At 69.3% G+C, this 21494-nt stretch carries 17 protein-coding genes; 12 read left to right on the plus strand and 5 right to left on the minus strand.

What is annotated here, in order from left to right:
* Both ACSQ2B_RS20065 and ACSQ2B_RS20070 read left to right on the plus strand, forming a co-directional pair.
* The coding region (locus ACSQ2B_RS20065; protein ID WP_436052641.1) for a beta strand repeat-containing protein at positions 1–3297 on the plus strand (3297 nt) is incomplete at its 5' end.
* 87 nt (positions 3298–3384) lie between these two features.
* A complete protein-coding gene (locus tag ACSQ2B_RS20070; RefSeq protein ID WP_436052643.1) occupies positions 3385–5463 on the plus strand; it encodes a molybdopterin-containing oxidoreductase family protein in 2079 nt (692 codons plus the stop codon).
* Positions 5464–5471: 8 nt separating this feature from the next.
* Here ACSQ2B_RS20070 and ACSQ2B_RS20075 read toward each other — a convergent pair whose 3' ends face one another.
* Positions 5472–7052: a glucan biosynthesis protein gene (locus ACSQ2B_RS20075; protein ID WP_436052645.1), complete on the minus strand. Its 1581-nt coding sequence runs from the start codon at positions 7050–7052 to the stop codon at positions 5472–5474.
* Positions 7053–7168: 116 nt separating this feature from the next.
* Between ACSQ2B_RS20075 and ACSQ2B_RS20080 the strand changes: the two genes are divergently transcribed.
* The 3 genes from ACSQ2B_RS20080 to ACSQ2B_RS20090 all read left to right on the plus strand — a co-directional run bounded on the left by ACSQ2B_RS20080 (position 7169) and on the right by ACSQ2B_RS20090 (position 11040).
* The gene (locus ACSQ2B_RS20080; RefSeq protein WP_436052647.1) at positions 7169–7786 is read left to right on the plus strand and encodes a DUF938 domain-containing protein; all 618 of its coding nucleotides are present in this window, start codon (positions 7169–7171) and stop codon (positions 7784–7786) included.
* A gap of 75 nt (positions 7787–7861) precedes the next feature.
* A complete protein-coding gene (locus tag ACSQ2B_RS20085) occupies positions 7862–8815 on the plus strand; it encodes a bifunctional helix-turn-helix transcriptional regulator/GNAT family N-acetyltransferase (protein ID WP_436052648.1) in 954 nt (317 codons plus the stop codon).
* 137 nt (positions 8816–8952) lie between these two features.
* A complete protein-coding gene (locus tag ACSQ2B_RS20090) occupies positions 8953–11040 on the plus strand; it encodes a molybdopterin-containing oxidoreductase family protein (protein WP_436052650.1) in 2088 nt (695 codons plus the stop codon).
* Between the two features lie 7 nt (positions 11041–11047).
* On the opposite strand, the gene ACSQ2B_RS20095 is transcribed toward ACSQ2B_RS20090, so the two are convergent.
* Positions 11048–12067 (minus strand): RluA family pseudouridine synthase, encoded by a 1020-nt coding sequence (locus ACSQ2B_RS20095; RefSeq protein ID WP_436052652.1) that lies wholly within the window; start codon positions 12065–12067, stop codon positions 11048–11050.
* Positions 12057–12374, minus strand: coding sequence for a ferritin family protein (locus ACSQ2B_RS20100; protein WP_436052653.1), 318 nt, complete (start codon positions 12372–12374; stop codon positions 12057–12059). Before ACSQ2B_RS20100 ends, ACSQ2B_RS20095 begins: the two co-directional genes overlap by 11 nt.
* 75 nt (positions 12375–12449) lie before the next feature.
* Between ACSQ2B_RS20100 and ACSQ2B_RS20105 the strand changes: the two genes are divergently transcribed.
* Positions 12450–14117: an alkaline phosphatase D family protein gene (locus ACSQ2B_RS20105; RefSeq protein ID WP_436052655.1), complete on the plus strand. Its 1668-nt coding sequence runs from the start codon at positions 12450–12452 to the stop codon at positions 14115–14117.
* A gap of 2 nt (positions 14118–14119) precedes the next feature.
* On the opposite strand, the gene hisI is transcribed toward ACSQ2B_RS20105, so the two are convergent.
* Positions 14120–14524 carry a phosphoribosyl-AMP cyclohydrolase gene (hisI, locus tag ACSQ2B_RS20110; RefSeq protein WP_436052657.1) on the minus strand — a complete coding sequence of 135 codons (405 nt, stop codon included), beginning with the start codon at positions 14522–14524 and terminating at the stop codon, positions 14120–14122.
* A gap of 156 nt (positions 14525–14680) precedes the next feature.
* Positions 14681–15307 carry a GTP cyclohydrolase I FolE gene (gene folE / locus ACSQ2B_RS20115; RefSeq protein WP_436052659.1) on the minus strand — a complete coding sequence of 209 codons (627 nt, stop codon included), beginning with the start codon at positions 15305–15307 and terminating at the stop codon, positions 14681–14683.
* Positions 15308–15492: 185 nt separating this feature from the next.
* On the opposite strand from folE, the gene cysS reads away from it, so the two are divergent.
* The 6 genes from cysS (at position 15493) to ACSQ2B_RS20145 (ending at position 21374) form a co-directional block, all read left to right on the plus strand.
* On the plus strand, positions 15493–16935 hold the full coding sequence (gene cysS / locus ACSQ2B_RS20120) for a cysteine--tRNA ligase (RefSeq protein WP_436052661.1): 1443 nt from the start codon (positions 15493–15495) through the stop codon (positions 16933–16935).
* Positions 16936–16941: 6 nt separating this feature from the next.
* The gene (locus ACSQ2B_RS20125; protein ID WP_436052662.1) at positions 16942–17493 is read left to right on the plus strand and encodes an SRPBCC family protein; all 552 of its coding nucleotides are present in this window, start codon (positions 16942–16944) and stop codon (positions 17491–17493) included.
* Positions 17494–17674: 181 nt separating this feature from the next.
* On the plus strand, positions 17675–18124 hold the full coding sequence (locus ACSQ2B_RS20130; protein WP_436052664.1) for an iron-sulfur cluster assembly scaffold protein: 450 nt from the start codon (positions 17675–17677) through the stop codon (positions 18122–18124).
* A gap of 57 nt (positions 18125–18181) precedes the next feature.
* The gene (gene yidD / locus ACSQ2B_RS20135; protein ID WP_436052666.1) at positions 18182–18463 is read left to right on the plus strand and encodes a membrane protein insertion efficiency factor YidD; all 282 of its coding nucleotides are present in this window, start codon (positions 18182–18184) and stop codon (positions 18461–18463) included.
* A complete protein-coding gene (gene thrS / locus ACSQ2B_RS20140; RefSeq protein WP_436052668.1) occupies positions 18460–20439 on the plus strand; it encodes a threonine--tRNA ligase in 1980 nt (659 codons plus the stop codon). The genes yidD and thrS overlap by 4 nt, the downstream gene beginning before the upstream one ends.
* Positions 20436–21374 (plus strand): glycosyltransferase family 2 protein, encoded by a 939-nt coding sequence (locus ACSQ2B_RS20145; RefSeq protein WP_436052670.1) that lies wholly within the window; start codon positions 20436–20438, stop codon positions 21372–21374. Before thrS ends, ACSQ2B_RS20145 begins: the two co-directional genes overlap by 4 nt.
* The last annotated feature ends 120 nt before the right edge of the window (positions 21375–21494 follow it).

Below are 21494 nucleotides of genomic sequence, written 5' to 3' on the forward strand. Positions count from 1 at the left end.
CAGTCCAGCTCGACCCTGACGATCACCGTGACCGGCACCAACGACGGGCCGGCAGCGGTCGCGGACACGGCCTCGGGGACCGAGAACCAGACCCTGACGGTGGATGTGCTCGGCAACGACACCGACCTCGACGACGGCCACGTCTTCACCCTGGTGTCGGCGAGCGCGCCGCTGGGGGCAGCCTCGGTGTCGGGCGACCAGCTGGTGTTCAATCCAGGCGGCGACTTCGACCACCTGGCGCAGGGCGACACCGCGACGGTGAGCGTCGACTACACCATGCAGGACGAGCACGGCGCCCAGTCCAGCTCGACCCTGACCATCACCGTGACCGGGACCAACGACGGCCCGGTCGCGGTCGCGGACGCCGCGGCGGGCACCGAGAACCAGGCCCTGACGGTGGACGTGCTCGGCAACGACACCGACCTCGACGACGGCCACGTCTTCACCCTGGTGTCGGCGAGCGCGCCGCTGGGCGCAGCCTCGGTGTCGGCCAACCAACTGGTGTTCAACCCGGGCAGCGACTTCGATCACCTGGCGGCCGGCGACACCGCGACGGTGAGCGTCGACTACACCACGCAGGACGAGCATGGCGCGCAGTCCAGCTCGACCCTGACGATCACCGTGACCGGGACCAACGACGGTCCGGTCGCGGTGGCGGACGTCGCGGCCGCGACTGAGGACGGTGCGATCGTGACCGGCTCGGTGGCGGGCAATGACAGCGACGCGGATGACGGCGCGGCGCTGAGCTATGCGCTGGATGCGCCGGTGGCGGGCCTGACGCTTGACGCCAATGGCGGCTACAGCTTCGACGCATCGCACGCGGCCTACCAGCACCTGGCGGCCGAGGCGACGACGCAGGTGGCGGCGGCCTATACGGTGACCGACGAGCACGGCGCGACCGACACCGCGAGCCTGACGATCACGGTGACCGGCGCGAACGACGCGCCCACCGCCGCGGCGGGGTCCGGGTCGGTCAACGAGGATGCAGCGCTCTCGGGCGTCCTGCCGACGGCGAGCGATGTCGACGGCGACGGCGTGACCTATGCGCTGGCCTCCGGCGGGACGCATGGGACAGCGGCCGCGAACGCGGACGGCTCCTTCAGCTACACGCCGAACGCCAACTTCAACGGCTCGGACAGCTTCAGCTTCAGCGTGTCGGACGGCCAAGGCGGCTCGAACACCTACAGCTACGCCGTGACGGTCAACGCGGTGAACGACGCGCCCACCGCCGCGGCGGGATCCGGGTCGGTCGACGAGGACGCGGTGCTCTCAGGCGCTCTGCCGACGGCGAGCGACGTCGACGGCGACGGCGTGACCTATGGGCTGGCTTCCGGCGGGGCGCACGGGACGGCGGCCGTGAACGCGGATGGCTCCTTCAGCTACACGCCGAACGCCGACTTCAACGGCTCGGACAGCTTCAGCTTCAGCGTGTCGGACGGCCAAGGCGGCTCGAACACCTACAGCTACGCCGTGACGGTCAACCCGGTGAACGACGCGCCGGTGGCGGTGAGCGACACGCTGACGGCGACGGAAGACACGCCGACGACCAACACGGCGTCCCAGCTGCTGGCGAACGACACCGACGTGGACAGCCCGGCTTCGGCGCTGACCATCGCCTCGGTGACCAGCGGGGCCGGCGGCGCGGCGGTGCTGAACGGCGATGGGACGGTGACCTTCACGCCGAACGCCAACTTCAACGGCGCGGCGGACTTCACTTACACGGTCACCGACGGCCAGCTGACCAGCCAGGCGTCGGCGACCGTGACGGTGAACACCTCGGCCGTGGACGATGCGCCGGTCAACGGCGTGCCGGGCGCGCAGGCGGTGAACGAGGACGCCAACCTCTCGATCAGCGGCCTGTCGGTCAGCGATCCGGATGCGGGTGCGGCGAGCATCACGACCACGCTTTCTGTGGCCCACGGCACGCTGACGGTGGCCTCCGCCGGCGGCGCTTCGGTGGCGGGCAGCGGCACTGGCGCGGTGACGCTCACCGGGACGACGAGCCAGATCAACACCACGCTCTCGGCCGCGAACAACGTCGTCTACAAAGGCGTCGCCGATTACAACGGCGCCGACACGCTCACGGTCACGACCCATGACGGCGGGGCCACCGGCGCGGGCGGGCCGCTGAGCGACACCGACACGGTCGCGATCACCGTCACGGCGGTGAACGACCCTGCGGTGATTACCGGGGCGTCGAGCGGCAGCGTGACCGAGGCCGGCGCGTCCGGCGCGGGCGCGCAGTTGGCCACGGGAACCTTGCTGATCAGCGACGTCGACAGCCCGGCGACGTTCCAGACGGCGAGCGGCGCGGCGAGCGCCAACGGCTACGGAACCTATTCGGTGACGTCCGCCGGTGTCTGGACCTACACCCTCAACGACAGCAACACGACGGTCGATGGGCTGAACGACGGACAAACTCTGACGGACACCTTCACCGTGCTCAGCCAGGACGGCACGTCCAAGGTCGTGACGATCACGATCAACGGGGACACGGATACGGAGGCCGGACAGGCAATCAACGGAACCAATGGGAACGACACCATAGTTGGCGGCTCTGGCGACGACGACCTCGACGGTAAGGGCGCCAATGACAGCCTCTCGGGCGGCGCCGGCAACGACACGCTCTACGGAGGAAGTTCAGGGGCCGACACTCTGTCGGGCGGCTCCGGCAACGACACGCTCTCTGGCGGCACGGATAACGACAGCCTTACTGGCGGGACCGGAAACGACACCCTGGCGGGAGACGACGGCAACGACACGCTCGCCGGCGACACGGGTCACGACACTCTCGACGGCGGCGCCGGCAATGACAGCCTAAATGGCGGCGATGGGAACGACACGATCACCGGCAGCAGCGAGAACGACACGATCAGTGGCGGTCTCGGCAATGACAGCCTAGCGGGTGGAGCTGGCAACGACAGCATCTCGGGGGATGGCGGCGCCGACACGCTGACCGGAGGGCAAGGCGCTGACACGCTCACCGGCGGCTCCACGGGGAGCGAGGCGAATACGTTCGTCTACACCTCAACCGCCGAAAGTCCGGATCGGATCATCGACTTCCAGGCCGGCGTGGACAAAATCGACTTCTCGGCGATCGACGGCAGCCAGCAAGGAGGTTTCCAGGACATCCTCTACGGCGGCCAGAATGCGAACGTCGTCGCCAATTCGCTGACCTGGAACGTGGTGGGTCCCGACACGATCATCCGGATCGACACGAATGGGAACACGGGCGCGGAGATGACGATCACGCTCACGGGGACGCACGCGCTGACCTCGGGGGACTTCATACTCTAGGCGCACGCCCCCTTGCTTGACCCAACGGCGCCCATGGCAACCTGTTGACCCAAAGCGGCTGGAGACAAGCTCGCAAGGGAGGACGCCGTGGCCGAACTGCCCGTCGAGACCAAGCGCACCTATTGCCGGATCTGCATCGTCCACTGCGGCCTTACGGCCGAGGTGCAGGGCGAGCAGATCCTCAAGGTGAAGGGCGACTTCGACCATCCGCTGACCCAGGGCTACACCTGTCCCAAGGGCCGGGCGACCGGCCAGGTGCACCATCTGCCGACCGCCATCACCCGACCGCTGATGCAGGGGGCGGACGGGGCCCTGGCGCCGGTCAGCTGGGACGAAGCGCTGGACGACATCGGCGCCAAGCTTCGGCGGATCATCGACGAGCATGGGCCGAACTCGGTCGGCATCTATTTCGGCAGCGGCCTGGGTCTGGACAGCTCCGGCTATGTGCTGGAGGAGGCCTTCTACAAGGCGCTGGGGACGCCGCCGAAGTTCACCCCCCTGACCAACGACGCCACCGCCAAGGTGATGATGGCCGGGGCCATGGGCGGCTTCTACGGGCTCAATCCGAAGACCGACTACAACGACGTCGAGATGCTGCTCTACGTCGGCACCAACCCGATGGTCAGCCACGCCCACAACACCGGCATGTTCAACCCGGCCCACTTCATCCGCGCCGCCGCCGCGCGCGGCGAGGTCTGGACCATCGACCCGGTGCTGACCGAGACCGCCAAATGGTCGACCCGCCACATCGCCGCCTATCCGGGCAAGGACTATGCGATCCTGGCCTGGCTGGTGCGCGAGATCATCGACGGCGGGCCGCTGAAGCCGGCGCAGAAGATCCAGGGGCTGGGTGAGCTGCGCGCGGCGCTGGAGGGCTGGGACCGGGCCAAGGCCGCCGCTGCGGCCGAAGTCAGCGAACAGGAGCTGGACGACCTGCTGGCGGCCATCCGCCGCAAGGGCCGCGTGGCGGTGGAGACCGGCACCGGCATCACCATGTCGGCCGGCGCCAACCTGACCCAGTGGTTCGCCTGGCTGATCATGATCCTGACCGGGTCGATGAACCAGAAGGGCGGAGCCTGGCTCCATCCCGGCTTCATCGTCCCGTTCGACAGCTTCGAGCTGCCGGTGATGGAGAGCGCCTTCACCAAGGGCTCGAACGTGCGGCCCGACATCCTGGGCGTCCTCGACGACTGGCCCTGCGCGGTGCTGCCGCTGGAGATCGAGGCCGGCAACATCCGCGCCCTGTTCAACTTCGGCGGCTCCATGCTGCGGTCGTTCCCGGACACCAATGCGCTCAAAGCTGCGTTGCCGAAGCTCGCGCTGCACGTGAACACCGAGATCGTCGAGAACGATCTGACGCCCTACTGCACCCATGTGCTGCCGACCAAGGACGCGGTCGAGCGCGACGAGTTCACCCGCTGGGACACCCTGGCCTGGAACCTGTCGCTGCAATACACCCCGGCCCTGGTGAAGCCGATGGGCGAGCGGCGCTCGGCCTGGTGGGTGATCTCGCAGTTCATGAAGCGGGCCGGCCTGCCGGTTCCCGACCATGTGCCGGACAGCGATCTCGAGCCCGGGGCGGACGAGCGGATGCTGGCCCAGCAGCTGCAGACCGCGCGCTGCAGCTTCGAGGAGCTGAAGGCGCAGCGCTATGTCGAGCGGCCGCTGGAGTTCCCCGCGCCCTGGGTCGACGCCCACTTCGAGCGGATGGGCGGCTGGCGCCTGGCGCCCGCCGAACTGGTCGGCCAGTGGGCCCAGATGCGCGCCGCCGACGAGGCCTGGGGCGCCGCGCCGAAGCCGCTCTGCTACACCTCGCGCCGCCAGCGGAAGAAGTTCAACGCCCAGCTCAGCTTCCTGGGCGAGCCGGCCGACATCCTGCTGCATCCCGACGACGCCGCCGCCTACGGGATCCGCGACGGCCAGAAGGTGCGGGTCCGCAACAAGAACGGCGCGATCGTGCTGGTCGCCCGGGTCGACGCCCAGATTCGCCGCGGCGTCTGCTCGATCCCGCACGGGCACGAGACCGCCAACGTCAACTTCCTGACCAGCACCGACGACATCCAGCCCTGGGGCGGCATGGCCTTCTACTCCGGCGTGCCGATCGAGATCGAGCCGGTGGCGACGCAAGGGGCCGACGGCGACGAGGTCCTGACCGCGGCCGAGTAAGCCGCGCCTCAGAACGGATGGTATTGGTAGGCCCAGGTCTCGGTCGCCACGGCGCCGTGGACGGTCAGCTGGAGGCGCAGCTCCACCGGATCGCGGCCCCGGACGTCGGCCAGGTCGAACTCCGCGCGCCAGTGGCCGGGCACGCTGTCGGGGATGGGCTCGACCAGCTGATAGTCGGTGAACCGGCCGCGGGTGGCGTGCAGGGCCATCTGCGGCTTGACGCCGTAGGGCAGGCCGGCGAGCGGGCCGCCGAGGAATTCGACGACGAACTTGCGGACCTCGTCGGGCCGCGGCCGCCCGGGCTGGCCGCCGCGTCCGAGCCGGGTCGCCACGCAGTGCGCCAGCTTGCCGGGATAGGGCTCGTCGGCCAGCCAGTGCAGCCGGTAGCTGAGGTCGAGCTGGGCGCCCGGCGCCGGCGGCTGTTCGGGGACCCAGGCCGCGACGATGTTGTCCATGGTCTCGTCGTTGGTGGGGATCTCGATCAACTGGACCGAGCCCTTGCCCCAGTCGCCCTTCGGCTCCACCCAGAGGCTGGGGCGGCGGTCGTAGAAAACCCCGTCGAGGTAGTGGTCGAAGTTGCGGTCCCGCTGCAGCAGGCCGAAGCCCTTGGGGTTCTCGTCGCTGAAGGCCGAGGCGACCAGCTGGGGTGGATTGTTGAGCGGCCGCCAGACCCGCTCGCCCGCCCCGGTCCACATCGCCAGGCCGTCGGAATCGTGCACCTCGGGGCGCCAGTCCTCCGCCGTGGATTTCACCGTCTCGGAGAACCAGTACATCGAGGTGAGCGGCGCCAGCCCCAGGCGAAACGCCTTTCGGCGCAGGAACAGCGTCTGGTCGACGTCCATCACCACGCCCGTCCCGCGGGTCATGCGGAACCGGCAGGCGCCGGCGACCGACGGGCCCTCGAGCAGGGCGCAGACGGTGACGGTGTCGGCCGACGGCCGCTCGATGAACACCTGGCTGAAGCGGGGGAACTCCTCCGGCGCCTCGGCGACCGTGGTGTCGATGGCGATCGCGCGGGCGGAGAGCCCATATTGATGCAGGCCGCCGATCGCGCGGAGATAGCTGCCGCCCAGGAAGGCGACCCAGTCGTGGGTCCGCCAGTCGAGCCGGCCGCGCCTGGGCTCCTGGACGCGAAAGCCGGCGAAGCCGCCGCCCTCGGGCAGGCGTCGCGCCGGCGAGTCCGGCGGCATGTGGAAGTAGCTCGGGTCGTAGATGACCTCGCGCGCCTGGCCGTTTTCGACGGCGAAGATCTTCACCGGGTTCGGAAAGTACTCGCCGCGGTGAAAGAAGGTCACCGGCAGCGGCCCGTCCTTGAAGAGGGCGTGGTCGGTGTCGAACTTGATCTCGCCCCAGGCCTGGTAGTCGAGCTCCGCTACGATCTCCGGCGGCGGCGGCGGCGGCGCATAGGGCGCGGCCGCCAGGCGGCGGGCGAGCGCCTGGAGCCGCTCGAAGCTAAAGGGGACGGGCGCGCCGAGCGCCAGCCGGTCACTGGTCGCGGCCGGAGCGGCCAGGGCCGAGGGCGCTGTCGCCGCAGCCGAAGCCAGGGCGAGGGTTTTCAGCAGCAGGCGGCGGTGGATAGGGTTGGACATTCCTAGGCGATCCTTGACCTCTGGCGACGAGCGCGGCGCTCTCAAAGCCTAAGCTGATGGCGAGGCCATGGCGCCGCCGGCTGGCGCGCCGCGGTTCCCGCGCGCAAAAGGAGCAGATGCCCGATCCGCACCCGCCCGGCGCCCTGTCCTCGCCCTCGACAGCCCGCAACCGCGAGCCGATCCTGCGCGTGCTGCAGTCCTGCCTGCCGCCCCGCGGCCTGGTGCTGGAGGTGGCCGCCGGCGCCGGGGAGCATGCGCTCTACAACGCCGCGGCCTTCCCCGACCTGGAGTGGCGGCCCACCGACGCCGACGACCAGGCCCTGGCCAGCATCGCCGCCTGGCGGGACCATGCCGGGACGCCGAACCTGCTGGCGCCCCTGCGGCTCGACGCTTCGGACCCGGACGGCTGGCCGATCGACCGCGCCGACGCGGTGGTCAACATCAACATGATCCACATCTCGCCCTGGTCGGCGACCGAGGGGCTGATGACCGGGGCAGGACGGCTGCTGCCGCCGGGCGGCGTGCTCTTCCTCTATGGCCCCTATCTCGAAGTTGACGTGGAGACTGCGCCCAGCAACCTGGCGTTTGACGAGAGCCTGCGGCGGCGCAACCCCGCCTGGGGGATCCGGCGACTGGAGGATGTGACCGCCCTGGCCGCGGCCCACGGCCTGGCGCTGGCGGAGCGCGTCGCCATGCCGGCCAACAACCTGTCGCTGGTGTTCCGCAAGGCCTGAGGCGCGCGCGTCAGGCGGCGTCTTCGGGTTCGGGACGATTGTTGACTCTATCAACAATGGAGCTAGCGTTCGCGGATGACCCACGCCGCTCCTGATCCTGGCGACGTCGCCGCGTTGCGCGCCTTCAACCGGCTCTATACCCGCCGGCTCGGCCTGTTGAACGACCGGCTGGACGGCAGCGCCTTCGCACTGACCGAGGCGCGGGTGCTCTACGAGCTGGCGCATCGGCCGGGCGGCATCGCCGCCGATATCGGGCGTAGCTTGGGGCTCGATCGCGCCCAGCTCAGTCGCATTCTCAGGCGGTTCGCCGACCGCGGCCTGCTCACCGGCGACGCCCAGGGCCGCACGCGAATGCTGCGCCTGACGCCTGCCGGGCGCACGGCCTTCGAGGAGCTGAACCGGCGCACGGACGCCGCCGTCTCGGGCCTGCTGGGCGAACTCCCGCCGCCGGCCCGCAGGAGGCTGGTCGCCGCATCCCGGGAGATGGCCGGCGCGCTGGGCGCAGAGGCGGCCTCCGCCGCAGCGCCGGGCGTGATTTTGCGCGACCTGCGGGCGGGCGACCTCGGCTGGATCGCCCATCGCCAGGCCATCCTCTATCGCGACGAATACGACTGGGACCTGAGCTACGAAGCCCTGGCGGTGGAGATCCTGGCCGGCTTCGTCCGCGACTACGATCCGGCGCGCGAGCAGGCCTGGATCGCCGAGCTTGGGGGCGTGGTGGTCGGATCGGTCTTCCTGGTCCGCGGCGAGAGCCCCGACGTCGGGCGCCTGCGCCTGCTCTATGTCGAGCCGTCGGCCCGGGGCCAAGGCCTCGGCGGGCGCCTGGTGGCGGCCTGCATCGCCCGCGCCCGGGCGATCGGCTGCCGCAGGCTGGTGCTCTGGACCAACAGCGTGCTGGTCTCGGCCTGCCGCATCTACGAGGCGGCGGGCTTTCGCCTGGTCGAGGAAGCGCCGCACCGGTCCTTCGGCCACGACCTTATCGGCCAGACCTGGGCGCTCGAGTTGCAGCCGGCCTCCGAAGCGCTGTGAGAAATCCGCCTCGGTTGACGTTGGGGCACGCTTGCTCTGGCCGGAACGCGCTGCCTAAGGTCCTGAAATAGAAGGGCGAGGCGGCGCGAAGGCGGCGCCCATCGGCCCCGACCAGACGACCCATCGGGAGACGGCCCTTGTCGCATTCGGACCTCCAGTCGGACCTGCCAACCGGCGTCCGCACCGAGCGCAGCTACTGCCGGGTGTGCACCTCGCAGTGCGGCATCCTCGTCGACCTCGAGGGCGACCAGGTGGTCAAGGTGCGTGGCGACCGCGACCATCCGGTGACCCACGGCTACACCTGCCCCAAGGGCCGGGCGCTGAAGGAGATGCACCACCATCCCCAGCGCATCGAGCGGCCGCTGATAAAGACCGCGAATGGGCTGGAGCCCACCAGCTGGGAGGCGCTGTTCGCGGACATCGGGCCGAAGCTGCGGCGGATCATTGACGAGCACGGCCCCGCCGCCGTCGGCATCTTCTATGGCAGCGGCGTGGGCATGGACGCCTCGGGCTACCGGATGTCGGAGGCGCTGCAGGCGGCGATCGGCACGCCGGCCAAGTTCAGCCCGCTGACCATCGACGGCACCGCCAAGACCCTGGTCTCGACCCTGGTCGGCGGCTTCCCGGGCTTCAGCCCGCGGCCGGACTACGACCGCGTCGACCTGGTGCTCTACATCGGCATCAATCCGATGATCTCCCACGGCCACACGGTGGCCATGCCGAACCCGGCGCCGACCATCAAGGCCGCTGCGGCGCGGGGCGAGGTCTGGGTGATCGATCCCCGCCAATCGGAGACCGCCGGCTTCGCCTCGCACCACATGGCGCCCAGGCCGGGCGCGGACTACGCCATCCTCGCCTATCTGGTCCGCGACCTGCTGGCCGTGGGCGTGGATCCGGAGGTGCTGGGCCGGACAGTGGACGCAGAGGCCTTGGCGGCTGCGGTCGCCCCCTTCGACCTGGCCCACGCCAGCGAGATCAGCGGCGTCGCCGAGGCTGAACTGACCGCGCTCCTGGCCTCGGTCCGCAGGGCCGGACGACTGGCGGTCGAGACCGGCACCGGCGTGACCATGTCGGACGGCGCCAACCTCACCCAATGGCTGGCCTGGGTCCTGATGATCCTGACGGATTCGATGAACCGGCCGGGCGGGGTGTGGTTTCACCCGGGCTTCAACAACCAGATGGACGCAGCGCCCCTGCCGATCATCGACCAGCCGTTCGGCCCGGGGCCGAAGAGCCGCCCGGAGCTGCCCAGCTTTGTCGGCGACTGGCCCTGCGCCGCCCTGCCGGACGAGATCGCCGCGGGCAACATCAAGGCCTTCCTCAACCTCGGCGGCAACATCATCCGCTCCTTCCCGGACGCCAACGCCCTGACCGCGGGGCTGTCGACCCTGGAGGTGTTCGCCACCCTGGAGATCATCGAGAACGAGACCTCGGCGGCCTCCACCCACGTCCTGCCGACCAAGGACCAGCTGGAGCGGCCGGACTTCGGCCTGTGGGACTTCCTCAGCCCCAGGGTCGACGCCCAGTTCACCCCGGCCGCGGTGAGTGCGGTGGGCGACCGGCGCTCGGCCTGGTGGATCCTCTCCGAGCTGATCCGCAGCATGGGCTTCGAGCCGCCGGCGACCCCGGGCGACGACCGCGCGGAGGGCGCGGACCTGGCCATGCTCTCGGGCTTGCTGCCCTATGCCCGCTGCAGCTTCGACGAGCTGGTGGAGAAGCGTTACGTCGAGGTCGCCACGCCGCAACTGCCGGCGGCCTGGGTCGACGCCCACGTGGAGCGGCTGGGCGGCTGGCGCCTGGCGCCGTCCGTCCTGGTCGATCGGCTGGCGACGCTCAGCCGCCGCCACCTGGAGGACCGCAGGCTGGGGACCTCGCTCAGCCTGATCCCCCGCCGCCAGCGCCGGCACGTGAACGCCCAGTTCCTGTTCCTCGGCGACACGCCGGAGATGATGATGAACCCCGGCGACGCCGCAGCCCTCGGGGTCGAGGACGGCCAGCAGATCATCGTCCGCAGCGCCCGCGGCGAGGTCACGGGAACCGCGCGGGTCGACGCCAAGGTGCGTCCCGGCGTGGTCTCGGTCCCGCACGGTCACCAGGACGCCAATGTGAATCTGCTGACCAGCACCCGGCAGGTCGATCCCCTGACCGGAATGGCCCTCTACTCGGGCGTCCCGGTGAGCGTGCATCCGGTGACGGCAGCGGTTCCGGCGCCTGAACTGGTCTGAGGCGGCCTCAGAGTTCGCCCAGCAGCGCTTCCAGCCTCGCCATGTCCGGCGGCAGGGGGCTTTCGAATCGCAGCGTTTCGCCGGTGGTCGGGTGGCGGAAGCCGAGGACGGCGGCGTGCAGGGCCTGGCGCGTCAGGCCGGCCTCGGCGATGGCGCGGCGGACCGGCTCGGTCGGCGTGCCGGAGCCATATACCGGGTCGCCGAGGCAGGGCGCGCCCTTGGAGGCCAGGTGGACGCGGATCTGGTGGGTGCGGCCGGTCTCCAGCCGGCAGGCGACGCGGGCCGCCGACGGCTTGTCGGCCGGACCGAACGCCTGCTCGACGGCGTAGTGGGTGATCGCGTGGCGGCCGCCGGACTTCACCAGGGCCATCTTCTTGCGGTCGTGGGTCGAGCGGGCGATGGCGCCCTCGATGGTCCCGCGCAGCGGCTTGGGCGCGCCGCGGGTGAGGGCGACGTACAGCCGGTCGATGTCGTGGGCGGCGAACAGGGCCGAGAGCCCCTGGTGGGCGGCGTCGCTCTTGGCCACCACCACCACGCCGGAGGTTTCCTTGTCGATCCGGTGGACGATGCCGGGGCGGGCCACGCCGCCGATGCCGGAAAGGCTCTGGCCGCAGTGGTGCAGCAGGGCGTTGACCAGGGTGCCGTTCTGCGAGCCCGGGGCCGGATGCATGGCGATGCCCGGCGGCTTGTCGATCACGATCAGCTGGTCGTCCTCGTAAAGGACCGCCAGGGGGATGTTCTCGGCCTGGGGCTCCGCCGGCTGGACCGCGGGGATGTCGATCTCGTAGTCGCCGGCTTCGGCGCGGGCCGAGACGTCGGTGATCGGCCGGCCGGCCAGGCGGATCCGGCCTTCCGCCATCAGCGCCTGCACGCGGCCGCGCGAAAGCTCGGGCAGGCCGGCGGCGAGGGCCTTGTCGACCCGGCCGCCGGCGTCCTGCGCCATGAGGGTGAAGGCGATCACCTGCGAGCCGCAGGTTTCAAGCTCCAGCCCGTCGTCCTCGGCTTCCAGCGCCGCGTCAGAGGCCATGCGTTTTGCTCGAACCCTCCTCATGGCCGACGATCGAGCCGTCCTTGAACAGGTATTCGCGCAGCTGGGCGTCGGCCTGGGAGTCGTTTCGGCGAATCCACTCCAGCACCATGGCGGCGTGCTCCAGCTCTTCCTTGGCGTTGTGCAGCACGATGGCCTTCAGCTCGGGGTCCTCGATGTCGTCGGCCCGCTGGCGGTACCAGTCGACTGCCTCGAGTTCCTCCATCAGCGAGGTGATCGCATAGTGCATTTCGAGCGTCTTGCGGCTGAGCTTCTCGCGCGGGACATGGAGGGCTTCGCTTGACATCAGCTGTCATGCTCCTGTGAGGGACCGGCGACTAATACACGCCGCATGAGAAACGCGCGAACGGGGCGAAGCGCCATGTGGATTGATCGTCGGAAAGCCCTGGGTCTGCTCGGCGCCGGCGCGGCGGGCCCCGCGGCGGCCGCGGCGACGCGCAGCAGCCTGCATGCAGCGCCGGAGGGGCCGGTCTTTCGCTGGGGGGTGGCGAGCGGCGATCCGCTGGCCACGGCGGTGATCCTCTGGACCGCGTGCGCCGCGCCCGGCGAGGTCCGCTGGGAGGTGGCTGAGGATCCGGCGTTCAAGCGCGTCGTGCGCCGCGGCGTGGCCCAGGCGGACCCGGCCCGGGACCGGACGGTGAAGGTGGACGTCGGCGGCCTGAAGCCCGCGACCAACTACCACTATCGTTTCCGCAAGGGCGCGGAGACCTCGCCGGTCGGCCGCACCCGGACCCTGCCGGTCGGGACGACGCCGGACGTGGTGCTCGCCTTCGCCAGCTGCACCCTCTACCCCAACGGCTATTTCAACGCCTACGCCGCCATCGCCGCCCTGCCGCGCATCGATGCGGTCATCCACCTCGGCGACTACATCTACGAGTACGGCGGGCCCGACAGCTATGGGATGAGTTCCGCCGTCGCCGCCGAGCGGCCGCACGATCCGCCGCACGAATGCCTGGCGCTGAGCGACTACCGCCGCCGTCACGCCCAGTACAAGTCCGACCCCCAGCTGCAGGCGGCCCATGCCCGTGCACCGTGGATCGTCGTCTGGGACGACCACGAGACCGCCAATGACTCCTGGGTCAGCGGCGCGCAGAACCACCAGCCCGCCGCCGAGGGCGACTGGAACCTGCGCAAGGCCGCGGCGATCAAGGCCTATTACGAGTGGATGCCGATCCGCGAGCCCGCCCACGGCGGCTTCGCCATCAACCGCCGCTTCGACTTCGGCGACGTGGCCAGCCTCTTCATGTTCGAGACCCGGCTGACCGCGCGGGACAAGCAGGTCAGCCAGGACGATCTGCCGGAACCGGCCAGCCCCGCCGAGGTCGCGGCCTTCCGGGCGAAGATCGCCGAGCCCTCGCGCCGGATGATGTCGCCGGTCCAGGAAGCCTGGCTCGGCGACGGCCTGAAGGCTTCGGTGAGCGCCGGCCGGCCCTGGCAGCTCCTGGGCAACCAGGTGGTGATGGCGCGGCTGGCGACCCCCTCGATCCACAGGGCGCTCGGCGACGCGGCCTATGCGCAGCTGATGGCGGGCGTCTCGGGCTATCTCGCCAGCCATCTGAAGAAGACCGAGGCGGCGGCCGCCCTGGACCTGCCCTACATGCTGGATTCCTGGGACGGCTATCCGGCCGACCGGCAGCGCCTCTATGGGATGATCACGGCGGCCAAGGCCAACTGCGTCGTGCTCTCCGGCGACAGCCACGCCTTCTGGGCCAACGAGCTCTACGATGCGCCGGAGGCGGGCCGGCGGACCGCCGTCGAGTTCGGCGCCACCTCCATCACCAGCCCCGGCGACGGCGACTATGTGCCGGGCGCGGCGCTCGGCCAGCTGTTCGCCGACCGCAATCGCGAAGTCCTGTTCTCGGACCAGTCAGCGAAGGGCTTCGTGCTGCTGACGCTGACGCGCGAGGCCGTCGTCGGCGAGCTGGTCGCCGTCTCGACCATCTCGGAAAAGACGTTCGAAACGCGGGTGCTGAAGCGCTACCGCGCCACGCCGGGCGCCGAGGGCGTCTCAGGGCTGACCGAGGTCTAACTCTAACGGTCGGGAGCGACCTCGAGCCGGCCGCCGTCGACGATACGGTAGAAGCAGGAGCGCGCGCCGGTGTGGCAGGCGCCGCCGTCGCCCTGCGGCAGCACCTTCAGCCAGACGGCGTCCTGGTCGCAGTCGATCCGCGCCTCGACCACCTTCTGGATCTGGCCGCTGGTCGCGCCCTTGTGCCAGAGTTCGCCCCGCGAGCGGCTGAAGTAGTGGGCTTCGCGGGTCTCCAGCGTCTTGGCCAGGGCCTCGGCGTTCATCCAGGCGAACATCAGCACCTCGCCGGTCTCGGCATGGGTGGTCACCGCCGCGATCAGGCCGTTGGCGTCGAACCGGGGGCTGAGCGCAGCGCCGTGCTCGAGTTCGTGCTTCGAGGCGGCGGTGGGGAAGGTCGTCTGGGTCATGGTTCGCGCCGTCACATCATCCGCTCGTCCCCGCGAACGCGGGGATCCAGGTTTTTTGTGTTTCTGAGCATTCGGACCCGCTGGCGCAAGCGGCTCGCCTCGCAAACAAAAAAGCCTGGGCCCCCGCTTTCGCGGGGGTGAGCGGTGAATGGGGACTCAGCGCTTGTTGACGAAGTCCAGGAAGCGCTGGCGCAGGTGCGGGTCGGTCTTGAAGACCCCGGTGAACTGGGTGGTGATGGTCGAGACGTGGCGATGGTGCACGCCGCGCGTGGTCATGCACTGGTGGGCTGCGTCGATCAGCACCGCGACGCCGGCGGGGCGCAGGCTGTCGGTCAGGGCGTCGGCGATCTGCTGGGTCATGGTCTCCTGGGTCTGGAGACGACGGGCGAAGATCTCGACCACGCGGGCGATCTTGGAGATGCCCACCACCCGGTTGGTCGGCATGTAGGCGACGTAGGCCTTGCCGAGGAAGGGGGCCATGTGGTGCTCGCAGTGGCTCTCCACCTCGATCTCGCGCAGCATGACGATGTCGTCATAGCCCTGCACGTCCTCGAAGGTGCGCGACAGCTCCTTGGCGGGATCGGCCTCATAGCCCTCGAACCATTCGCCGTAGGCGTCGACCACCCGCTTGGGCGTGTCGATGACGCCTTCGCGGCGCGGGTCGTCGCCGGCCCAGGCGATCAGCGTGCGCACGGCCTCCATGGCCTCTTCGCGCGTCGGGCGCTGCACGGGTTCAAGAGCGTCGGCGCCGATCAGGGTGCGGTCGCGGGCAGGAGCATCCATGTGTGAGAGCGATCTTTCCAGGGCCGAGTTGCGCCGGGACGATGGTCCCGGAAATGACGCGTGCCACCCCTCCTCTACGGGATCGGCGGGCCTTAAAGGGTTCCCGTGGCCACCGATCCTGGCCGACTGTATATGGGCTCAACCCGGCGCCCGACAACCGTGACGCTTCTAATATTGGTTATGCGATGGCCTTAAGTCTCTACGACACCATGACCCGTTCGACGCGGGCCTTCGTCCCTCGCGATCCCGAACGCGTGACAATGTATGTGTGCGGGCCGACGGTCTACAACTTCGCCCACATCGGCAATTTCCGGCCGGTGGTGGTGTTCGACCTGTTGTTCCGGGTGCTGCGCGATCGCTTCGGCGAGGACGCGGTGCTCTACGCGGCCAACGTCACGGACGTGGACGACAAGATCAACCGCAAGGCCGCCGACGAGGGCGTGCCGATCTCGACGATCACCAATCGATACCTGGAAGCCTACAACGCCGACGCCGCAGCGCTCGGCGCGCTGCGGCCCACCTTCCAGCCGAAGGTGACCGAGACGATGGACGCCATCGTCGCGATGATCGGCCGGCTGATCGAAAACGGCGCCGCCTACGCCGCCGAGGGCCATGTGCTGTTCGACACACAGGCCTTCCCCGATTACGGCAAGCTGTCCGGCCAGCCGATGGACCAGATGATCGCAGGCGCTCGGGTGGACGTCGCCCCCTACAAGCGCCACCCCGCCGACTTCGTGCTCTGGAAACCCTCGAAGGAGAACGAGCCGGAGTGGGAGAGCCCCTGGGGGCCCGGCCGGCCGGGCTGGCACATCGAGTGCTCGGCGATGATCGAGCAGGTGCTGGGCCTGCCGATCGACATCCACGGCGGCGGCGAAGATCTCAAGTTCCCGCACCACGAGAACGAGATGGCGCAGGGCTGCTGCGCCGATAAGGTCGACACCTACGCCCGTTGGTGGCTGCACAACGGTTTCCTCAAACTGGGCGAGGAGAAGATGTCCAAGAGCCTGGGCAATGTCGCCCTGGCCCACGACCTGCTGCAATCCTACCCCGGCGAGGCGATCCGCTGGGCGCTGCTGGCCGGCCACTACCGCGCGCCGCTGGAATGGAACGGCGAGCTGATCGAACAGGCCAAGCGCGCGCTTGACCGGCTCTATCAGCTGCTGGTCGACGTGGGCCGGGTCGCCCGGGACAATGGCGAGGACCTCGCCAATCCGCACGCCGCGGAGGTTACGGACCATCTGCGCGCCTCGGGCTTCATGGCGGCGCTGGAAGACGACCTGAACACGCCTCAGGCCTTCGCCTGTCTGTTCGCCCTGCTGAACGGCGTGCGCGCCGAGCTGATGAAGTCCCAGCCGAACTGGGACAGCGTCGCCAGCCAGCGCGCGGCCCTGCTGCAGGCGGCCAATCTGATGGGCTTCCTGGAGGCCGATCCGAACGCCTGGTTCCAGGGCGCGGCGGACGACGACTTGAAGACCCGGGTCGAGGCGCTGATCGCCGCCCGCGCCGCGGCGCGGGCGGCCAAGGACTGGCCGGAAGCCGATCGCATCCGCGTCCAGCTTGCTGCGTTGAACGTAGAGGTCATGGATGGTCCGACTGGAGCCACCTGGCGGATCCGGGAACAAGTCTGAGAGCCGATGCCGATCTCCACCCCCCAACTCAAGGCCAGCATGTTCGGACGAATGCCCGTCGGCGGTCCCAAGCCGAAGGGCGGCGGGCCGCCGGCCGCCGCCGCACCACGCGGGGTCCGCATCGAACATCGCATCGGGATCCAGACGCCGGCCGAGGTCGTCTGGGAGATTCTCCAGGACGTCGAAGGCTGGAGCCGCTGGAACCCGCTTTACCGCGAGGCGAGCGGGACGATACGAATCGGCGCGCCCCTGGATCTCGTCGTCGCCCTGCCGGAGATGAAGCCCCAGCCCGTGCGCGCCACGGTGCTGGAATGGGTGCCCAACGAACAGCTGCACTATCGCACAGTCGGGATGGGCGGGCTGGTGAAGGGGACCCGCTACGTCGAGATCGAGCAGCTGGCGCAGGAGAGCTGCATCATCTCCAACGGCGAGATCATGGGCGGACTCCTGGGCCCCACGGTCGCAAGCAGCCTGGGCCGCCGCGTCTACAAGGGCCTGCGCCTGATGAACGAGGCGCTGAAGGAGGCCGCCGAGGCGCGCTGGCGGGCGCGGAGCTGACGACGCGGCCGCGGCCCCCCTCCACCCCTTCGGGGTCCCCCTCCCCCAGAGGGGGAGGAGATTCGAGATTCCGCCGCGCCCTCTCCTCTCCCTTTTGGGGGAGGGGGACCGCGAAGCGGTGGAGGGGGCTGCGCAGCGCTCGCCATTTGACATCCGCCCCTCGCATCCCGACCTTACGCCCATGATCGACGACCTCTATTCGGCGCAGCTGCTGAAGCTGGCGGCCAACCTGCCGCGCAGCGGCCGGCTGGCTCGGCCGGACGCCAGCGTCGAGAAGGTGTCGAAGCTGTGCGGCAGCCGGGTGCTGGTCGACGTCGTCGTCGAGGACGGCCGGGTGGCGGACTTCGCCCAGGAGGTGAAGGCCTGCGCGCTCGGCCAGGCCGCGGCCTCGGTGCTCGGCGAGCACGTCGTCGGCGCCACGGTCGAGGAGCTGGAACTCGCCCGCGACCAGTTCCGTGCTATGCTGAAGGCGGGCGGACCTACGCCCGACGGACGTTTCGCGGATCTCTCGATGCTCGCGCCTGTGAAGGACTATCCGGCCCGCCACGCCTCGACGCTGCTCGCGTTCGAGGCCGCCGCCGAGGCTGTCCGCCAGGCCGCGACGCGAACTAGCCCCGCCGGCGCGGCTTGATCCTGCGCGGCCCCCGGCGTAAGCGCTGGGTTTGACGCCCTCCATCCCGCAACCGGCATGACCCTCTACGAAAGATGCGTCAGGGGCGCGCTCCGCGCCTATAAGCTGACGCTTTCGCCGCTGATCGGGCGGCAGTGCCGGTTCCTTCCGACCTGCTCGGAATATTCGGCCGAGGTCCTGGTCAGCCATGGTCCGTGGCGCGGCGCAGCGTTCGCCGCGCGCAGGCTGTGCCGCTGCAATCCCTGGGGCGGGGCGGGCTTCGACCCGCCGCCCCCCTGCCATAAAGACTTGGGTCGCGAGGCCGAGGCCCCGACGCACAAGTGGACGTGTGAAACATGATCGAACTGATTTTTCCGGACGGGAACAAGCGCGAAGTCCAGGACGGCGCGACGGGCCGCGAGGTCGCCGCCTCCATCGCCAAGTCGCTGGAGAAGCGGTCCATCCTGGTCAAGCTCGACGGCGAGCTGCTGGACCTCGACCGGCCGCTGCACAAGGGCGGTCGTTTCGAGCTGCTGACGCGCGAGAGCCCCGAGGCGCTGGAGACCATCCGCCACGACGTCAGCCACATCCTGGCCGAGGCGGTGCAGGAGCTGTTCCCCGGCACCCAGGTGACGATCGGGCCCGCCATCGAGGACGGCTTCTATTACGACTTCGCGCGCGACGAGCCCTTCAGCCTGGATGACCTGGCGAAGATCGAGCAGCGCATGAAGGAGATCGTCGACCGCGACGAGCCGATTCGCCGCGAGGAATGGCCGCGCGACGAGGCGATCGCCCACTTCAAGTCGATCGGCGAGGCCTACAAGGCCGAGATCATCGAGGACCTGCCGGAAGGCGAGGCGATCAGCGTCTATCGCCAGGGAAACTGGAAGGATCTCTGCCGCGGGCCGCACCTGCCGTCGACCAAGTTCGCCGGCAAGGCCTTCAAACTGACGAAGCTGGCGGGCGCCTACTGGCGCGGCGACCACCGCAACGCCCAGTTGCAGCGGATCTATGGCACGGCTTGGGCCACGGAGGCCGAGCTCGAGGCCTACCTCCGCCGCATCGAGGAGGCCGAGAAGCGCGACCACCGCAAGATCGGCAAGTCCATGGACCTCTTCCACCTGCAGGAAGAGGCCAAGGGAATGATCTTTTGGCATCCCAAGGGCTGGGCGCTCTATCGTACGCTGGAGGCCTATCTGCGCCGCCGGCTCGACGCCGATGGATATCACGAGGTCAAGACGCCCCAGATCATGGATCGCTCGCTGTGGGAGCGCTCCGGCCACTGGGAAAAGTTCGGTCAGGCGATGTTCGTCTGCGAAACGACGGAAGGCGAGGAGCTGGCCGTTAAACCGATGAACTGTCCTGGTCACATCCAGATCTTCAACGTGGGTCAGAAGTCGTACCGCGATCTTCCGCTGCGCATGTCGGAGTTCGGCGCCTGCCACCGGTTCGAACCGTCGGGGGCGCTGCACGGCATCATGCGGCTGCGCGCCTTCACCCAGGACGACGCCCACATCTTCTGCCGCGACGACCAGATCGAGGCCGAGACGACCAAGTTCGTGAAGTTGCTGGAGCAGGTCTACGCCGACCTCGACATGGAGCTGGCGAGCGTCAAGCTGGCGCTGCGCCCCGACGTGCGCGCCGGGACGGACGAGGTCTGGGACATCGCCGAATCAAAGCTCGAGCGCGCCGCCCGGGCGGCCGGCGTCGAGGTCGAGATGCTGCCGAACGAGGGCGCCTTCTACGGGCCCAAGCTCGAGTTCCACCTGCGCGACGCCATCGGCCGGACCTGGCAATGCGGGACGCTGCAGCTCGATTTCGTGCTGCCGGAGCGTCTCGACGCGACCTATATCGCCGAGGATGGATCCAAACAGCGTCCGGTGATGTTGCATAGAGCAATCTTCGGTTCGGTCGAGCGGTTCATCGGGGTCATGATCGAGAATTACGCCGGCGCCTTCCCGCTCTGGCTTTCACCGGTGCAAGTGGTGGTGGCGACGATCACATCGGACGCCGACGACTATGCTCGCCAGGTCGCCGCGGCGCTTTCGGCCAAAGGCCTACGTGTCGAAACCGACCTGCGTAACGAGAAAATCAACTACAAGGTGCGAGAACACAGTCTCGCCAAGGTTCCGGTGATTGCTGTGGTCGGTCGTCGTGAAGCCGAGCTTGGACAGGTCGCCCTGAGGCGCCTAGGTTCTGATCGGCAAGAGGTTCTGGACCTCGACGCGGCGGCGAACGGACTTGCCTTACAGGCGAGTCCGCCTGATGTTGCCCCGGTTGCGCGAGCTGGTGATTCATCGGCTCGCGAGGCGGTCGGCGCCTTGGAGGCTGGATGAACGGCATCGTCGCACCGATCGTCGCTGCAGAACCCACACTCACGCCTGATTTTCTGAGGTCGCGTCCCAGCGTCTCGGTGGTGATGGTCGTGTACATGACCGGCGAGGCGCTCGAGCAGAGCGTCGCCTGCGTGCTCAGCGACCCGTTGGTGGATGAGTTCGTCATCGTCGACAACGGTTCGACGCCGCGCGACGCAGCGCGGCTGCGCAACCTTGCCGAGCGCGACGTCCGGGTCACCCTGCTGAGCGGCCAAGGCAACGTCGGCTTCGCCCGGGGCGCGAATCTCGGCGCGCGCACCGCGCGCGGCGAGGTGCTGGTCTTCCTCAATCCCGACGCCTTTTTGCAGCCGGGCTGCATCGCCGAGCTGGCGCGCGAGATCGAGCATCGGGCGGTGCCCTGCATCGTCGGCGGCCGGGTCCTGAACGCCGACCGCACCGAGCAGCGCGGCGCGCGCCGCGGCGACATCACGCCGATGAGCGCCCTGGTCTCGCTGAGCCGGCTGGCGGATCGCGTTCCGGCGCTCCGCAACTATGAAGTGCACTGGGAATGCGACGCCCCGCCGGAACAGCCGGCGGTCGTCCCGACCATTTCCGGCGCCTGTTTCTGCATGCGGCGCGAGGATTTCGACGCCGTCGACGGCTTCGACGAGGGCTATTTTCTGCACGTCGAGGATGTCGATCTTTGCTGGCGCGTGCGCCAGCAGGGCGGGTCGGTGATCTTCCACCCAAAGGCCGAGGTCATCCACCTGGGCCGCACCAGCCAGACCAGCCCGCTGCGCGTCGAGTTCCACAAGGGCGTGGGGCTGGCCCGCTACTTCCGCAAGCGCGCGGTGAAGGTCTCCGAGCGTCTGCTCGCCTGGGCGCTCTCGCCGGTGATCGTCTGCACCGCCGTCGCCCGTCCGGTGATGTGGCGGCTGACCGGGCGCGCAGCCTGAGCCCCATTATCGGTGTCATCCCGGTTTTCGCGTCAGCGAAAGACCGGGACCCATGAACACGGCGCTGCTCGCAAGCCGGCGCGCGCCCGTGACCCCATCTGATTCGCCGTGTTCATGGGT

It is taken from the genome of Phenylobacterium sp. LjRoot225, from assembly GCF_964252855.1.
Lineage (GTDB): Bacteria > Pseudomonadota > Alphaproteobacteria > Caulobacterales > Caulobacteraceae > Phenylobacterium.

What these genes read in the sequence shown, in the direction of transcription:
- ACSQ2B_RS20075 (WP_436052645.1), bottom strand. Translation starts at nt 7,052, where the DNA reads ATGTCCAACCCTATCCACCGCCGCCTGCTGCTGAAAACCCTCGCCCTG.
- ACSQ2B_RS20080 (WP_436052647.1), top strand. Translation starts at nt 7,169, where the DNA reads ATGCCCGATCCGCACCCGCCCGGCGCCCTGTCCTCGCCCTCGACAGCC.
- ACSQ2B_RS20085 (WP_436052648.1), top strand. Translation starts at nt 7,862, where the DNA reads ATGACCCACGCCGCTCCTGATCCTGGCGACGTCGCCGCGTTGCGCGCC.
- ACSQ2B_RS20095 (WP_436052652.1), bottom strand. Translation starts at nt 12,067, where the DNA reads ATGGCCTCTGACGCGGCGCTGGAAGCCGAGGACGACGGGCTGGAGCTT.
- ACSQ2B_RS20100 (WP_436052653.1), bottom strand. Translation starts at nt 12,374, where the DNA reads ATGTCAAGCGAAGCCCTCCATGTCCCGCGCGAGAAGCTCAGCCGCAAG.
- ACSQ2B_RS20105 (WP_436052655.1), top strand. Translation starts at nt 12,450, where the DNA reads ATGTGGATTGATCGTCGGAAAGCCCTGGGTCTGCTCGGCGCCGGCGCG.
- hisI (WP_436052657.1), bottom strand. Translation starts at nt 14,524, where the DNA reads ATGACCCAGACGACCTTCCCCACCGCCGCCTCGAAGCACGAACTCGAG.
- folE (WP_436052659.1), bottom strand. Translation starts at nt 15,307, where the DNA reads ATGGATGCTCCTGCCCGCGACCGCACCCTGATCGGCGCCGACGCTCTT.
- cysS (WP_436052661.1), top strand. Translation starts at nt 15,493, where the DNA reads ATGGCCTTAAGTCTCTACGACACCATGACCCGTTCGACGCGGGCCTTC.
- ACSQ2B_RS20125 (WP_436052662.1), top strand. Translation starts at nt 16,942, where the DNA reads ATGCCGATCTCCACCCCCCAACTCAAGGCCAGCATGTTCGGACGAATG.
- ACSQ2B_RS20130 (WP_436052664.1), top strand. Translation starts at nt 17,675, where the DNA reads ATGATCGACGACCTCTATTCGGCGCAGCTGCTGAAGCTGGCGGCCAAC.
- yidD (WP_436052666.1), top strand. Translation starts at nt 18,182, where the DNA reads ATGACCCTCTACGAAAGATGCGTCAGGGGCGCGCTCCGCGCCTATAAG.
- thrS (WP_436052668.1), top strand. Translation starts at nt 18,460, where the DNA reads ATGATCGAACTGATTTTTCCGGACGGGAACAAGCGCGAAGTCCAGGAC.
- ACSQ2B_RS20145 (WP_436052670.1), top strand. Translation starts at nt 20,436, where the DNA reads ATGAACGGCATCGTCGCACCGATCGTCGCTGCAGAACCCACACTCACG.